This window comes from Pseudomonas graminis (genome assembly GCF_004364335.1).
GTDB lineage: Bacteria > Pseudomonadota > Gammaproteobacteria > Pseudomonadales > Pseudomonadaceae > Aquipseudomonas > Aquipseudomonas graminis_D.
Window position 1 is genome coordinate 337,821 of record NZ_SOCR01000008.1, and the last position, 15,721, is coordinate 353,541.

General features: G+C 59.5%; 13 protein-coding genes and 1 pseudogene. 10 read left to right on the top strand and 4 right to left on the bottom strand.

Translation table 11 applies throughout. From position 1 onward, the window contains the following. Positions 1 to 55: 55 nt before the first annotated feature. Positions 56 to 2,707 carry a sensor histidine kinase gene (locus EC919_RS17590; protein ID WP_133775683.1) on the top strand — a complete coding sequence of 884 codons (2,652 nt, stop codon included), beginning with the start codon at positions 56 to 58 and terminating at the stop codon, positions 2,705 to 2,707. Beyond that, on the top strand, positions 2,704 to 3,396 hold the full coding sequence (locus EC919_RS17595; RefSeq protein ID WP_133775684.1) for a response regulator: 693 nt from the start codon (positions 2,704 to 2,706) through the stop codon (positions 3,394 to 3,396). Before EC919_RS17590 ends, EC919_RS17595 begins: the two co-directional genes overlap by 4 nt. 104 nt (positions 3,397 to 3,500) lie before the next feature. Here EC919_RS17595 and EC919_RS27905 read toward each other — a convergent pair whose 3' ends face one another. Together EC919_RS27905 and EC919_RS27910 are read right to left on the bottom strand one after the other, a co-directional pair. After that, the gene (locus EC919_RS27905) at positions 3,501 to 4,373 is read right to left on the bottom strand and encodes a methyl-accepting chemotaxis protein (RefSeq protein ID WP_432213831.1); all 873 of its coding nucleotides are present in this window, start codon (positions 4,371 to 4,373) and stop codon (positions 3,501 to 3,503) included. Further along, positions 4,356 to 5,405, bottom strand: a pseudogene (locus tag EC919_RS27910) (methyl-accepting chemotaxis protein); the annotation flags it as partial. The gene EC919_RS27905 and the pseudogene EC919_RS27910, both read right to left, overlap by 18 nt. A 763-nt stretch (positions 5,406 to 6,168) precedes the next feature. Between EC919_RS27910 and EC919_RS17605 the strand changes: the two are divergent. The 4 genes from EC919_RS17605 to EC919_RS17620 all read left to right on the top strand — a co-directional run bounded on the left by EC919_RS17605 (position 6,169) and on the right by EC919_RS17620 (position 10,350). Further along, positions 6,169 to 7,089 carry an NmrA family NAD(P)-binding protein gene (locus EC919_RS17605; RefSeq protein ID WP_133775686.1) on the top strand — a complete coding sequence of 307 codons (921 nt, stop codon included), beginning with the start codon at positions 6,169 to 6,171 and terminating at the stop codon, positions 7,087 to 7,089. Next, entirely contained in the window at positions 7,086 to 8,240 is a 1,155-nt protein-coding gene (locus EC919_RS17610) for an epoxide hydrolase family protein (RefSeq protein WP_133775687.1), read from the top strand. The genes EC919_RS17605 and EC919_RS17610 overlap by 4 nt, the downstream gene beginning before the upstream one ends. Before the next feature lie 253 nt (positions 8,241 to 8,493). Further along, positions 8,494 to 8,913, top strand: a complete 420-nt coding sequence (locus EC919_RS17615) for a DUF2628 domain-containing protein (protein WP_133775688.1) — start codon at positions 8,494 to 8,496, stop codon at positions 8,911 to 8,913. Positions 8,914 to 9,219: 306 nt separating this feature from the next. Further along, positions 9,220 to 10,350: a mechanosensitive ion channel family protein gene (locus tag EC919_RS17620; protein WP_133775689.1), complete on the top strand. Its 1,131-nt coding sequence runs from the start codon at positions 9,220 to 9,222 to the stop codon at positions 10,348 to 10,350. A gap of 50 nt (positions 10,351 to 10,400) precedes the next feature. Here the strand turns inward: EC919_RS17620 and EC919_RS17625 are convergent, their stop codons facing one another. After that, a complete protein-coding gene (locus tag EC919_RS17625; protein ID WP_133775690.1) occupies positions 10,401 to 11,888 on the bottom strand; it encodes a YdgA family protein in 1,488 nt (495 codons plus the stop codon). A gap of 215 nt (positions 11,889 to 12,103) precedes the next feature. On the opposite strand from EC919_RS17625, the gene EC919_RS17630 reads away from it, so the two are divergent. The 3 genes from EC919_RS17630 (at position 12,104) to EC919_RS17640 (ending at position 13,562) form a co-directional block, all read left to right on the top strand. After that, a complete protein-coding gene (locus tag EC919_RS17630; RefSeq protein ID WP_133775691.1) occupies positions 12,104 to 12,796 on the top strand; it encodes an HAD-IA family hydrolase in 693 nt (230 codons plus the stop codon). A 143-nt stretch (positions 12,797 to 12,939) separates the two neighbouring features. Beyond that, on the top strand, positions 12,940 to 13,263 hold the full coding sequence (locus tag EC919_RS17635; protein ID WP_133775692.1) for a type II toxin-antitoxin system RelE/ParE family toxin: 324 nt from the start codon (positions 12,940 to 12,942) through the stop codon (positions 13,261 to 13,263). Further along, a complete protein-coding gene (locus EC919_RS17640; protein ID WP_065990926.1) occupies positions 13,260 to 13,562 on the top strand; it encodes a DNA-binding protein in 303 nt (100 codons plus the stop codon). Before EC919_RS17635 ends, EC919_RS17640 begins: the two co-directional genes overlap by 4 nt. Before the next feature lie 8 nt (positions 13,563 to 13,570). Here EC919_RS17640 and EC919_RS17645 read toward each other — a convergent pair whose 3' ends face one another. Next, positions 13,571 to 14,536: a LysR family transcriptional regulator gene (locus tag EC919_RS17645; RefSeq protein WP_133775693.1), complete on the bottom strand. Its 966-nt coding sequence runs from the start codon at positions 14,534 to 14,536 to the stop codon at positions 13,571 to 13,573. 304 nt (positions 14,537 to 14,840) lie between these two features. Between EC919_RS17645 and EC919_RS17650 the strand changes: the two genes are divergently transcribed. Further along, a complete protein-coding gene (locus EC919_RS17650) occupies positions 14,841 to 15,719 on the top strand; it encodes an amino acid ABC transporter permease (protein WP_133775694.1) in 879 nt (292 codons plus the stop codon). The last annotated feature ends 2 nt before the right edge of the window (positions 15,720 to 15,721 follow it).

Here is a 15,721-nt window from a genome sequence, read left to right on the forward strand (position 1 = left end):
GCGGCGATGTAACGCCACTCCCTCACTTGAAACAGCGGCACTCATCAGGATTTATATGCCAGCAACTGCCGAAGAACGCCCCGACCCCGACGCCCTGCTCGCCCGGCTCCAGCAGGAGGAACAGGCCGCCTTGCGCGGCAAACTGCGTATCTACTTCGGCTCAAACGCAGGCGTGGGCAAGACCTGCGCAATGCTCGACGCGGCACAACGTGAAATCAGCCTGGGCCGCGACATACTGGCCGGCGTGGTGGAAACCCATGGCCGCCAGGAAACCGCGCACCGGCTCGACGGCTTCGAACAACTGCCCCGCGCCCAACGCCTGCACCGTGACTTCGCCCTCACCGAATTCGACCTCGACGCCGCCCTGCAGCGCCAGCCCGCCGTGCTGCTGGTGGACGAGCTGGCCCATAGCAACGTGCCGGGCTCACGCCACCCGAAACGCTGGCAAGACGTAGAGGAACTGCTCGGCGCCGGTATCGACGTGTGGACCACCCTCAATGTGCAACACCTGGAAAGCCTTAACGATCTGGTGAGTGGGATCATTGGCATACGCGTGCGGGAAACCGTACCGGATCATGTGTTCGATAACGCCCACGAAGTGGTGGTGGTCGACCTGCCCCCGGATGATCTGCTGCAACGCTTGAAGGACGGCAAGGTCTACCTGGGCCCACAGGCCGAGCGTGCGTCGCGGCACTTTTTCCGCAAGGGCAACCTGCTAGCCCTGCGGGAACTGGCACTGCGGCGTACCGCCGACCGGGTCGACACACAAATGCGAGTGTACCGTCGCGAGCAGTCGATCAAGACCCTCTGGCCCGCGCGGGAACGACTGCTGGTGGGCGTGGCCGGTGACGCCGGGGATGAACGCCTTGTCCGGGAAGCGGCGCGCCTGGCGCAAAAGCTGGAGGCGGACTGGATCGTGGTGCACGTCGCCTCCGCTCAGGGTCGCGCCGCCAGACGCTACCTGACCGCGATGAAAAGCCTGGCGCTGGCCAGCGAATTCGGTGCCGACACTGCAACACTGCCAGGCCTGGACGTTGCCGAAGCGCTTGCCGCATGCGCCCGGGAACACAATGCCAACCGACTGGTGCTCGGCCATCATCCGCGTCGGATGTGGCGGTTTTGGCATCAATCGGTAGGCGACCGGATCAGCCGCCACCATCCGCAGATCGACCAGATCGTGATCGCCCACGGCCTGTCACCCTGGACACCGCCGGTCATTGAAAAGCCGACGCCGGCCCCGGACAAAAGCCTGGCTTACCTCTGGGCAACCCTCGCCTGTTTTGCCGCCAGCGGCATCGCCTCGCTGCTGCTGCAGGTATTTGAGCTGGCCAACGTGGTGATGCTGTTTCTGCTCACGGTGGTGCTGGTGGCTCTGCGTTTTGGACGCGGCCCCGGGGTGTGGGCCGCGATGCTTGCGGTGCTGTGTTTCGATTTTTTCTTCGTACAACCGCGCTACTCATTTACCGTCAACGACACCCAATATTTCTTCACCTTTGCGCTAATGCTCGGCATCGCCCTGATCACCGGGCAACTCACCGCTCGCCTGCGCCACGAAGCGCGCACGGCTGCCGCCCGGGAGCGCCGTGCCACCTCGCTGGCACGTCTGGCCCGCGACTTGTCGGCGGCGTTGACCGTGGAGCAAATCAGCGAAGTGGCGCTGCGTACATTCAGCGGCGTGTTCGAGGCGCGGGTCGGTCTGGCCCTGCCAGACGCCGCCGATGGTGTGCACGGCGTCGGCACAGGCGGGCTGCCGATCGACGACAGCATCGCCCAATGGACCTACGACCACGGCCAGTCCGCCGGCCAGGGCACCGACACACTGTCGGCGGCCAAGGGTTGCTACCTGCCACTCAAGGCACCGATGCGCGTGCGCGGGGTGCTGGTGCTGGAGCTGGCGCAAAGCGAGCGCCTCAACGAGCCCGAAGAGCGCCGCCTGCTGGAAGCCTGTATGAGTCAGTTGGCGATTGCCCTGGAGCGCGTGCACTTTGTCGAAGTGGCCCAGAGCACGATGGTGCAGATGGAAGGCGAGAAGATGCGCAACACGTTGCTCGCGGCCATTTCCCATGACTTGCGCACACCCTTGACCACCCTGATCGGCGCTGCCGATACCGCTCTCCCTCACGCGCCACCGGGGCCGCTGACCGAGTTGCTCCACGGCATTCATGAACAGGCGACGTCAATGCAGCGCCTGATCGAGAATCTGCTGGATATGGCGCGCATGCAGGAGCGCGGCGTGCGGCTCAACCGGCAATGGCATTCCCTGGAAGAAATCGTCGGCAGCGCCCTGCGCCAATTGCGCGAGCCCCTTGGCACGCATGTCGTGCACACAGCACTGGACCCGCAGCTACCGCTGGTGGATATCGATGCATTGTTGATCGAAAGGGTGCTGGTCAATCTGCTGGACAACGCCGCCAAGTACACGCCGCCGGGCACCGTTATCACCGTCGGTGCGCGCAAGGCCCCGGACACTATCCTGCTGGAAGTCAGTGACAACGGTCCCGGACAAGCACCTGCCAACCTGTTCGAGCCCTTCGCCCGAGGCCAGCAGGAATCCTCCGTCACCGGGATCGGCCTTGGGCTGGCCCTGGCCAAACGCATCGTCGAAGCCCACGGCGGGCGTATCGAAGTCGAGACCGGCTGCGAGCGCGGCATGCACTTCACCATCACGTTACCGGCGGGCACCCCGCCCTCAATGGACGCCGTATGAGCACTGCACGCATTCTGATTGTTGAAGACGAGGCCAATATCCGCCGTTTTGTCGGCATCGCCTTGCAGGATGAGGGCTTCCAGGTGTTTGACGCCGACAGCGTCAAACGTGCGTTGATCCACGCCGCCAGCCGCCAGCCGGACCTGGTGATCGTCGATCTTGGCTTGCCGGATGGAGACGGCAAACACTTGATCAGCGAACTGCGGAGTTGGCTGACGGTGCCGATCCTGGTGTTGTCGGCTCGGGATCGCGAGGAGGAAAAGGTCGCAGCCCTCGACGCCGGCGCCGATGACTACCTGACTAAACCCTTTGGCGTGCCCGAACTGCTCGCGCGCATTCGCGCTCAACTGCGTCGGCACGGGCACGCCGGCACCGTGCCGGCCACCAGCACAGTTGTGTTTGGCGAGATTAAGGTGGACCTGGCGACCCACGAGGTGTGGCGCCAGGGGTTGCCATTGCACCTGACGCCCATCGAGTACCGCCTGCTGTGCGCAATGATTCGTGGGCAGAGCCGGGTCCTCACCCATCGGCAGCTGTTGCTGGAGGTATGGGGTCTGGATTACGTGGATCGTGCCCACTATTTGCGGGTACACATGGCGCACTTGCGGCAGAAACTGGAGGTGGACCCTGCGCAACCGCAATACTTCATAACCGAGCTGCAGGTCGGATACCGACTGGTGGGGCTCTAAATCGTAGGTATCTACCAGACGCAGGATGGCTGGACAGCTCGATGCTTCAGAAAGCGATTAAGCATCGGACCGTCCACCTACCGAGAGATCATCTTCCCGGCCGTTTACACCACGAACTTGCTCACCAACCCCTGCAAATGCACACCCAAACGCGCCAGCTCAACGCTTGACGCTGCTGTTTGTTCACTGGCGGAAGCGGTCTGTTCGGAGATGTCCCTTACGCTGAGAACACTGCGATTGATCTCTTCAGCCACTGCACTTTGCTCTTCGGCAGAGGCGGCGATTTGCTGGTTCATCGATTCGATGGTTGAAATGGATCGACTGATGTTGCCGATCGAAGCTCCCGCATCCCGCGCCAGCTCCACGCTGCTGTCAGTCAGGACGCGACTGTTTTCCAGCGTGGTCGCAACCTGTGCGGTCCGGCTGTGCAGACCACCAATCAATGTCGCAATTTCTTCGGTCGAAGCCTGGGTGCGCTGCGCAAGACTTCTCACCTCATCTGCAACAACCGCAAAACCTCGTCCGGCTTCGCCAGCGCGCGCAGCTTCGATAGCGGCATTGAGAGCCAGCAAGTTGGTTTGCTCGGCAACGGCCTTGATCACATCAAGCACGCCACCGATCTTGTTGCTTTCTTGTTTGAGCTCATCCATCGCGGTTTTCGAATGGCCGACTTCGGTGGCGAGTTTTTCAATCTGAAGCACTGCCTTGGCAACAACTGCGTCGCCATCGCGAGCTTCTTTCGAGGCGCTGACCGCCGCATCTGACGCCTGCTCTGCGTTTCTCGCCACTTCCTGAACAGTGGCGGCCATTTCATTCATGGCCGTTGCGACTTGATCGGTTTCGGTTCGCTGGCTGTTAACACCCGCGCTGGTCTGCTCGGTCACCGCCGACAGCTGTTCGGCAGCGCTCGCGATCTGAGTGACGCTATCGCGCAGGCCACCCATCAACTGCCTCAGGTTGGTGGTCATTTTTTGCATGCTGGTTTGCAGCAGGCCCAGTTCGTCTCGCCTTGCCGTCACTTCGCTGTAGGTGAGATCGCCGTTGGCGACTCGATCAGCCAATTGCAGCGCCTCGCGAAGCGGCCCGACGATGAGGCGAGTGATGACCCATGCAGCCAATGCGCTGATGATGAGCGCGATACTGAGCCATATGATCAACATCTTGTTGGCTTGATCAACGTCCTCAATACGCAGCGAAACCTGGTTCTGCGCCAACTGATCGGCGGAAGCCAGCAGGACTTCGATGTTTTTCGTGATACCTGCCTGGCCTTGGTTAATGGCGACCTGCGCTTCCGAAAACTGAGCAATGGCAGCCTGGTATTTATTCAGTGAAGCCTGAAAGCCTTTGATGGCATCAGGTTGAAATCCAGCGGATTGCAGAGATTGGGCGTTGTTTACGGCCGCAGCGATTGAAGCGATCGCCAGTTGCTGCGCGTCAGGCTTTAGCGTGAACGTGTACCCACGCACATCAAAACGCATTTTCTGAAAAAGCGTCAGCGCTTGTCCGATGGCATCTCGCTGTGCGGCCGTGCCCTCTGGCGAATTGGAGAGCGTGTCTAAGCGTAGCAGCACCTCCAATGCCTCATCGGCGGCGCTGCCAGACACGGCTCGACTCGCTTCGCGAGTATGGGTCGCATTGATGATGTCGTTGTAAAAACCTTTGTAGACCGTCATTGCGGCTGTTGCGGTTTTTACATGGGGAATGTTGAGCTCGGAGTCCAGTATCTGCCGCAAATAAGCCAGATGAGCGTCCAGGTTGTCATAGGCTTTTAGCCAGGTGGCAGCGTTGGCGTCGTCAGAATTCTGGCCGTAGACCAGCCGGGCTATGCGCATGTCTCGCGTCAGCGTTGTGAGCTTCGCGATGTCAGACACGCGCTCACTTCGCTCGCTCAGTGAGGAGATACCTGTCCAACCCGTGAAAGCGATCAGTACGGTAAAAATGATCACCAAGGTGAAGCCGAGTACCAGCTTCGACCTGACAGTCATGTTGATTAATATGTTCTTTAGCATGGCGCCCTCAGCAGGTTATAGGTATTCACATAGGAGAGGGCCACTCCATGCCATTCCTAACGACTTAAACGTCGGCTCGACGCAAATAAACTTTAGTGAAAAATCACTTTTTCCCTGCACTATCGACTTAATAATCTATTTTTATCGGCGTAACTATCACAGATGAAAAGTTCAGTTTTTTCTGTCAATTTTTTGTGAGCCCGATGGGCGGCGGCTGTGCCCGGAGGCTTTGGATCCACTGGGCTTTGCCGGTTTGCACAGATCCTTGGCGCAACTCGAGAGGGGACGAATTGGGCTTTTCAGAGCTGGTCACTCAGGGAACTTTCCCGTCGCTGGAGGGTAGCGTTTAAGCCAAACACGAAAGACACTTACTCTTTCCCGTAAGTGTGGGCACACCCTCGCACATTGCAACTTCGAATTTGAATATTCAGCGCCCACAGCATTGAACAAATCAGTCCTCACACGTGTCGCTTTTAGTTGATCACCCCGTAACGCCCGCAAAGCTTCCAAACTTCAGACCCATTACGTGGCAAGCCGTTGGAATCCAAAATGCTCACTTCAACAAACCGGCGACCTGAACCAGCTTCAGACCCTCATTCCACTCGCTCGGGAATGGCTTGGATCAATTGCTCTCGGTCTCCTACCGGCGCCGCTCTGAGGTGGTGCTGCGCGTCAACTAAACGGTAAGGTTCAGTTAAATCGACGCAGGCCGTTATCGTTTTCACCCTTTTCACCCTTTTCAAACTGACCAGGAAGGCGCTTTGTGGATCACACGACTGCTTCACCCATTGTGGTTGCTGGCGCCTCGGGAGACTTGGGCCACCGCGTAGTCCGGGCGCTGGTTGAGCGCGGCGCCCATGTCATTGCGCTGGTTCGGCCAGGCACTGAACAAACCCGTCTGGCGGGCCTACGCGATAGCAGTATTGCGATCACGCCCGTTTCATTGGATGACGCTCAGGGCTTGCGCCGTGCCATCGCCGGCGCGGGGTGCGTGGTGTCCACGCTCAACGGCCTGGAAGAGGTAATCATCAAGCAGCAAGGGAGACTGTTGGAGGCCGCGGTAGCGGCTGGTGTGCCCCGGTTCATCCCCTCGGATTATTCGCTCGACTACACCCGTACCCGTCCTGGCGATAACCGCAACCTGGACCTTCGCCGGCGCTTCGCCACCCGACTCGATACAGCCGACATCGCCGTCACCTCTGTCCTGAACGGCGGCTTTCTGGAGCTGCTCGAAGGCGACGCGCCTATTGTTCTACCCGGCCGCCGGGTGCTGCATTTCGGCGACGCACAACAACCACTGGACTTCACTGCCAAGGACGACGTAGCCGCCTTCACCGCCGACGCCGCGCTGGATCCCCACACGCCGCGTTTTCTGCGCATTGCCGGCAACAGTGTGTCGCCTGCGCAGATTGCCAACATCCTGACCGAGCTGAGCGGGCAGCAATACCGCACCCTGCGCCCCGGGAATATCGGCACGCTGTCCGCCCTTATCGCCGTGGTGCGCGCGCTGACGCCTGCCAGTGAAAAGCCCTTCCCCGCCTGGCAAGGGATGCAATACCTGCGAGACATGATGAGTGGGCGCGGCAAGCTGCTCAACCTGGACAACGACCGCTATGGCCAACGTGAGTGGGCATCCGTCCGTGACACATTGGCCCGTACCCATGTGCAAGGGATCAACCCATGAGCCAACCTATCGAGTCCTTCCCCCTTCATATCCCACAGACGCAACTCGACGACCTGGCACAGCGCCTGGCGCAAACCCGCTGGCCTGACCCCGAGACGGTATCCGACAACAGCCAGGGGCCCAGGCTTGAGCGTCTACGTGCGCTGGTCGAGCGCTGGCGTAATGGCTACGACTGGCGGGCCACCGAGACCCAACTGAACCAGTGGAACAGTAGCCGGACCGAGATCGATGGCCTTGGCATTCACTTTCTTCACATACGCTCGCCTCACCCCGACGCCCTGCCCTTGCTGATGACCCACGGCTGGCCAGGCTCCATTCTGGAGTTCAGGGCGATGATTGGCCCCCTCACCGACCCGACCGCCCATGGCGGCGAGGCCAGCGATGCGTTTCATTTGGTGATCCCGGCGCTTCCGGGTTTTGGTTTCAGTGATAAGCCACGTTCGCCGGGCTGGGGCGTGGGTAAAACCGCTGCGGCATGGGCGCAATTGATGGACCGCTTGGGATATGGCCAGCGCTGGGCCGCCCAAGGTGGGGACTGGGGCGCGGCCGTAACCACCGCACTTGGGCACATGCGCCCGCCTGGCCTGATCGGCATTCACCTGAATATGGTGATGTACCAACCCACTGAAGCGGAGATCGCGCAGGCCACCCCTGAAGAGCAACGCATGCTGGCTGATGCGCAACGCTATGAGCGAGAGCTGTCCGGTTACATGAAGGTGCAAAGCACCCGGCCGCAGTCGATAGGCTTCGCCTTGGCCGATTCGCCCGTAGGCCTGGCGGCGTGGGTTTACGCGCTGTTCCAGGATGCCTCCGACAGCGGCGGAGAGCCGGAGCGGGTCATCGAGCTCGATGCGCTGATCGACGACATCATGCTGTACTGGCTGCCTAATGCGGGACCAAGCTCGGTCCGTTTCTACTGGGAAGGGATGCGCGAAATGCAACATCAAGGCCCTGCTCCCGCTCTCCCCATCCCTACGGGGGTGAGTATGTTCCCAGGCGAGCTGCTTCGCCTCTCACGGCGCTGGGCAGAGGCGCGTTTCGAGGACGTGCGGTTCTTCGCTGAGGCCGAGCACGGGGGGCACTTCGCTGCGATGGAAAACCCGGCAACGCTCACCGAGCATGTGCGTGAGACATTCCGCCTGCTGCGTTAACGGCTTCGCGGGCTTGGCGTGCTTCAGCGGGGGTCACGCCTGGACGGCATCTGGACGCTCTTGCAACCTGTAAAAAAAATGAGAAACAATTTCCCACCTGTAGGAACATTCCTACTCATGAGGCTGCAGCGACGCGCGATGGAGCGTTTCGCCGCCCTTCAAGAACTTCGAGGAGTCAGCAACGCATAACAACAAGCAACACCCAGGACATCCGGGAAGAAAACACCACTCAAGGACCTTAAGGAAAGCCAAAATGAACACGACAGATCAAGTACAAAGCCGTAACGGCTACAGCGAGAAATGGCAGCAACGTTTCGCATTTTTTGACGAGCACGGCGCGCCGAATTCACCGACGTTCAAGCCCGCGTGGCTGAAGCTGCCTCTCCGGCAGAGAATCAAGATCAACGCGAACATCATCGCGTTTTTCTTTGGCCCGATTTACCTGTTCGTCCTGGGCTTGTGGAAGAAAAACCTGACGATGATCGGTATTTTGCTGGCCGTTAGTGTCGTGTCGGAAATCTTCTATTCCGCGACCGACTTTGCCTACGCCAAACAGTTGGATCTTGCTGTAGGTATCGCTATAAACGCCTTTTATGCAAGGACCACAAACTACGCCTACTACCTCAAGGAAATTAAAGGCGAACAAGGCTGGAATCCGTTCAAAGGCTGCTAATGCCAAGACGGACCACAGAGCGTGGTAACTTTCACTGCCTCAGCGTGTGTGAAAGACAAGCCGTTACCATGGTGTTGCGCGCACGCGATGCCATGGCCGCTTCAGCAAGAGCCAGACAGTCAGGCGTCGCCCGGCCACTAGCCTGATCTGGTCAGCGCATTCGACTTGTAGTAAACGTGTCGGATGCTCTGGCTCGCTGATTCCAGCCCGTCACGATTTCAGCGGCGGCGGGTTGATCAGGGAACATTGAGCACCGAGGGAGCTCACACCTCTTGCCTTTGAACCGTCCTGTTGGTGACCCCCTCTATGGAACACGTACTCCCGCAAGCCTGGCTGAACGCGCTGCCGTTGCCCTGGCTCAATACCCTCGTGGCCGCCGCCGTCGCGATTGGCATCGCGCTGTTGGGACGCTGGATTGCGCTGGTCTTGCTCCGACGCGTCTCGAAATCCTTCGTCTTCGCCCAGCAGCTCCTCCATCGCGCCGAACCGCCGACCTTGTGGCTGATCCCGCTGCTGGCCCTGCAAACCGTCTGGACCTCTGCCCCCGATGATCTGATGTTGATCAACGGCGTGCGGCATCTGAACGGCATGCTGGTGGTGGCCGGGTTCACCTGGCTGGCGCTGAGCTGCGTGAAGGCCATTGGCGAAGCGGTCGCGATCCGCAACCCGCTGGACATCGAAGACAACCTGCAAGCCCGCCGCATCCAGACGCAAGTGAGGGTGCTGGTGCGCTGCCTGAATGTGCTGGTGCTGTTGTTCGGTACCGGGCTGATTCTGATGAGCTTCCCGCCAGTGCGACAGATCGGCACGAGCCTGCTGGCATCGGCAGGGCTCGCAGGACTGGCCGCCGGTTTCGCGGCCAAGCCGGTGCTGGGCAACTTGATTGCAGGCCTGCAAATCGCGATATCTCAGCCGATTCGCCTGGACGACGTGGTAATTGTTGAGGGCGAGTGGGGTCGCATTGAGGAGATCAGTGGCACGTACGTGGTGCTAAAGATCTGGGATGAGCGGCGGATGGTGATTCCGTTGCAGTACTTCATCGAGAAGCCCTTCCAGAACTGGACGCGCAGCACGTCGAGCCTGATTGGCTCAGTGTTTCTCTGGGTGGATTACGCGTTGCCACTGGAGGAGCTGCGCGAGGAAGCAGAGCGTATCTGCCAGGAAATCCCGCACCTGTGGGATGGCCGCGTCTGCGTGTTGCAGGTCACGGACACCACCGACAAAGCGATGCAGTTGCGGGTGTTGTTGAGCTCGGCGGATTCATCGCGCAGTTGGGACGCGCGATGCCACATGCGCGAGCGGCTGATCAGTTTCGTTGCCCGGCAGTATCCGCAGTGCCTGCCTCAGCTGCGAGCGGAGATGTCTTCGCGCACCGTGCAGCCGGAGCGCGAAGGCCATGAAGCACCCACGGAAATCGCGCGCCAGCCGCCAGTCTGAAGACAGGTAAAAGTAAGTTGCCTGGCCACCCAAAGGGTGGCCGGCAAGACTTATTGACCGCCGTTCAGCATCACAAACTTGCCCATCATCGCTGCGGCAAATTGTTGCCCCGACATTTTCACGCCGTTGAAGTCCACCACGTCATTGGCGTAATGCAGGCTGGACACGATGTTGTCGCCATCGACCTTGCCCATTTGCAACATGACCGCCATGCCGCCCACCGAATCCGCTGCGCCCTGCGCCTGCTGCGCGATGGCGGCGGGGTCAGTCAGACCGGCAGACTTGGCGCGCAGTGCGGCCAGATCCTTGATCATCGGCTTGGAGAGCACCAGCTTGGCGTCCAGCTGAGTCAGCAACTGTTTAAGCAATTCCGCGCCCGGCTGATCGAGCGCCGAAGGGTTGCCCAAGTCCATCGACAGGTTGAACTGGCTCTCGCCGCTGGCTGTTTTGAGCGAAAGCTTTTCCAGCTCGATGTGCGGCTTGGCGCTCAGCAGCTTGCTGACTTCGGCCTGGACCAGCGCCTGATCAGCCGGGCTCAAATGTGGCGTGTAGGATTCACCCATCGCGGCGGCGGCCTGGGCTTGAGGCTGCACTTTCTCCTGATAGATCTTCATCAGCGCCTGGGTCGAAGCAATATCGAAATTGCCGAACTTCCAGAGCATCTGCATGGCGCCAATGTCGCTGCCGTTGAAGCTGATGTTGCCGATGTCGTAGCTCACCTGCGCGTTTAGGTTGCCTTCCACTTCCTGCATCAGGCTGGTGTTGACGAAGTCCTTGAGCTGAATGGCCGGCTGGCCCGCCGCCTGGAACGTGGCCGTGGCGATTTTCGCGTCGGTATGGCCCAGGTAGAAACCCGATTTGCCCTTAGTGCCACCCGTGTTGAAGGTGAAATCCTTGAGCGTCAGGTGCACCGGGCCTTCTTCGGAGGTGGCGGTGACGTCGACGCTGCCCAGCACACCGTTGGCCTCAAGCTTCTGACCATCACCCGAGCCCGAGGCATTCAGGGTGAAGCCGGAAAACTTGAACGCGCCGGTCTGATCGGTGAATTCAAACGGCAGCAAATCCACCCGGCCCAATGCCGCGCGGTCGTAGCCCATGCTGAAGTGGCCGGTCAGCGGCGGCTGGCCGTTGGTCATGGCAAACCATTTTTCGGAGAAGGCGTTCTTCTCGATCTGCACGTTGCTGGCGGCCATTACCGGCAGCAATTGCAGCGATTTTACGCGGCTCCACGGCAACGGGCCGTGCTCGATGTTGTCGACAAACAGCAGCTCGACCGGCTTGCCCTCATTGAATTGAGGGTCCTGGATATTCAGCTTGTAGTGCGCGGTGCTGGTGAATAAGTGGCGGTCCAGGGACAGGAGCTCAACACTCGCCTTGCCTTCATGCCCGACGAACGCGGCTTGAAGCTGCTGATTGCCTTGCTGGATGGCGTCGCTGAGTGCGCCTTCCAGCCTTTTACCGGTGTACCAGGCGCCAGCGGTGACGAGGACGCCCGCAACTACAATGACGCCTACGGCGATGTTGACTGATTTTTTCATGTGTCGACTCGAAGATGTCCGTTCTTGAAGAGAGGTCTTGCCTTCCTTGACCCCGGAGGGTTTCGGCGCCACACAGAGCGGCCGTGCAGCACCTTGCGCTGCCGAGAGCCCGGCGAGATTAGCACTTGGCGAGAACGTTTTGCAGCCGTTGCGCCTAGCCACGACGTTCGCCGAAGCGTTAGGCTGGACGCCAATTTGCTAACGGGATCGATGAGATGAGCGAAGTGCAAAAGCCCAAGGGTCCGGTCAAAGCGGTGATCTTCGACATGGACGGCCTGCTGCTGGACACCGAAGGCATCTACACCGAAGTGACCGACACCATCGCCAAGTGGCACGGCAAGACGTTCGACTGGGCTGTGAAGCAGCATTCCATTGGCCGCGGCTCGCAGGATTTCGCCGAGTACGTGATCAGCGCGCTCGAGCTGCCGATGTCTCCCGAGGAGTTCCTGACCGTTCGCCAGCCGATGCTGGACGAGCGCTTCCCCCACGCCGTGCCGATGCGTGGCGCCGAGGCACTGGTGCGTCACCTCGCCGAGCACAACATCCCGATTGCGGTGGGCACCAGTTCTTCCCTTCACTATTTCCACGCGAAGACGAGCAATCACCGCGCCTGGTTTGAACTGTTCAAAGACGTGGTGACAGCGGATCACGCTGAGGTCACGGCGGCCAAGCCTGCGCCGGATATCTTCCTGGCTGCAGCGCGCCACCTGGGCGTGGACCCGAAGGACTGTCTGGTGTTTGAAGACTCGCCTTTCGGCATCACTGCTGCCAAGACCGCGGGGATGTATGCCGTGGCCGTGCCGGACTCGCACATGCCGATCGAGCAGTACGCGCATGCCGACCTGATATTGGGTTCGCTGACCGAGTTTCCGCTGGAGGATTGGGGTTTGCCGGGCTTTAGCAGCTGATTATCTGCGCATGCGGAGGCGCGCTTGGCCTAGATTCTTGGAGGGGAAAGATCGAGGCCATGCGTTCGCGCTGAAAATTCCTACCGGGCACATCCGTTCAGACGGGCATATTGATCGATTGCATCAACGCTATTGTTCGCCCCATGAATCAAGTCAGACATTACCTCAGCGCAAACGGCGACGATCTTTATCTGCAATGGTTTGATGAGCTCAAAGACCGATCCGCGAAAGCCAGAATCACCACGCGCATCAACCGGGTAGCTGCAGGCGCATTGGGCGACTGCAAGCCTGTTGGAAGTGGCGTGTGGGAATTGCGGGTCGATCCCGGACCGGGTTATAGGGTTTACTACGCCCAGGCAGGTAAGCAGCTAATCTTGCTGCTTCTGGGAGGCGATAAGCGCCACCAGCGATCTGACATTGTTAAAGCCATTGATTGCTGGCACGACTATCAGCGGAGAAGGCCATGACGAGCTCACGTGATCACGACGAAACAGTCATTGCGATGATTCGGGACGACCCCGCATTCGCAGCAGAGTATTTGCGAATTGCATTTGAAGAATTGGACGAAGAAGGCGGCGATGCTGGCTTTCTTGCGGCGTTGAGACATGTTGTCGAAGCTCGAGGCGGGATAGCATTCATAGCAGAGAAAGCCGGAATACCCCATGAGAGCCTTCGTCGAGCGCTATCCCCCAAAGGAAATCCCACGTTGAAAACCATGCGCCAAGTGGTACACGCCACCGGGCTCACGTTCGCGGCAATCGCGTGAAATTTACCCTACAGCCCCACCCTCAAATCCACCCCCAACGCCCGAGCGAATGCCTTGACCAGCGGGCTCCGTGGGGCGCTGTGTCTCAGGATGAGGTTGACGGGGGTTCGTAAAAAGATCAGATCGGGGCGCAGGGCGCGCAGTTGGCCGTCGCGGATCAGATGGCGCGTGTAGTGTTCGGGGAGAAAGCCAATGAAGCGGCCGGTCAGGATCATCATGGCGACCGCTTCGACCTGTGAGGCCGAGGCGCACTGGCTGTCGGAATTGACGAAGCTTGCCTTGTCACGATGGATCGCATACCGATGATTCACGATGTCGAATGCCCGCAGGCTGTCGATGCTCAGGGCACTGTCATCCGCCTCGAACAGCGGATGCCCCACTGCGCAATAGGCGTGAGAGGTCTCTTCGTACAACTCGAAATAATCGAACTCTTCCCGCCGCTGATACACCGGCACGATGCCAAGGCTTACGCGGCCTTCGACCATTGCACGCTCGACTTCATCCAATTGGGACGCTTGCAGGCGCAGTCTGACTTTGGGCGCTTCATCGTGCATTAGTCTGAGTGCGGCAATGAGCGGCGAACTTTTATCGGTCAGGGTGTTATCAATTACGCCGATACTCAAATCGCCAATCAACTCATTCTGCGCAGAACTAATCCGGTCGCGAAAACTGTCCACCGACGCGAATAATTCGATAGCCGCCTGATAGACCAGCTTGCCTTCTTCGGTCAGATGAAACCCTTCCCGGCCTCGCGTGCAAAGGCGCATGCCGATACGAATTTCAAGGTCCGAAATCTGCTTGCTGATGGCGGCAAGGCCCACATTCAGCTCGTTCTGGGCGGCGCTGAAGCCACCCGCCTCCACCACGGCCTGAAACACCCGCAACAGCTTGAAGTCCATTCCGCTGAGAGTAAGAGGGGGGCGAACTCCCGGTTTAGGCGGCACGTTTCCAGAATTGGAAAGTGGAGTTTCCATAATGTTTATTGACCTCGCCTATTGGATTCAACAGGCTCTGACTCACAACAAAAACGTGCCCGGTTGATAATAATGAACACAGATAAACCTGATTGGCAACCGCGCACGCCCTAGTCCGCTACATAGGCCAAAAGCGGATCCAACTTCAATTAACCTGACACTTTGATCAGGACTTTCAATTCGTAACTGCCTTCTATCCAGGACGATTCCATGTTGTAACGACGGGCCTACGTCGTGGCCCGGAGACTGGATAGGGTTGACCAGATCAGGCAGGCGCGGTCTGCACACAGCTTCGGAGAGACACATGAATCAGAATCAGGCGGAGCAGCTGCAAGCCGAGCGAAGGAAGACGGAAAACGCGTTCGATATCACCCAGTACGAACACGTCCCACGCCGCTACTACGGGCGCATTTTCTTCGCGACCCTCATCATCGTCGCCTTGGGCAGCCTGGCTCGCGCGTTTGCCAACGGGCAGATCGAGTGGAGTTACATCGGCCAGTTCCTGACCTCCGAAGCCATTCTGTGGGGGCTGCTGAACACCATCATCATGTCGATTCTGGCGATGGTTCTCGGGGTAGTCATCGGTGTGGTCACGGCCATCATGCGCATGTCGGCAAATCCGATTTTGCGGTACGTCGCGATCACCTACACCTGGCTGTTTCGTGGCACTCCGCTGATTCTGCAGTTGCTGCTGTGGTTTAACCTGGCGCTTATCTTTCCGGCCATCGGTATTCCCGGCGTGTTCGAGATCGACACGGTCAGCCTGATGACGCCTTTCGTCGCCGCGTTGCTGGGTCTGAGCATCAATCAGGGCGCGTACACCGCTGAGGTCGTGCGCGCGGGTTTGTTGTCCGTGGACACCGGTCAGTACGAAGCCGCCAAGTCCATCGGCATGCCGCGCCTGCAGGCACTGCGTCGGGTGATTCTGCCCCAGGCCATGCGCGTGATCATCCCGCCGGTCGGTAACGAATTCATCGGCATGGTGAAGATGACCAGCCTTGCCAGCGTCATCCAGTATTCCGAATTGCTGCACAACGCGCAGAACATCTACTACGCCAATGCCCGGGTCATGGAGCTGCTGATCGTCGCGGGGATCTGGTACCTGGCGGTGGTGACGGTCCTGTCGTTCGGCCAAAGCCGGCTGGAGCTGCGTTTTGCCCGCGGCGCCGGCAAGCGTTCGTAAGT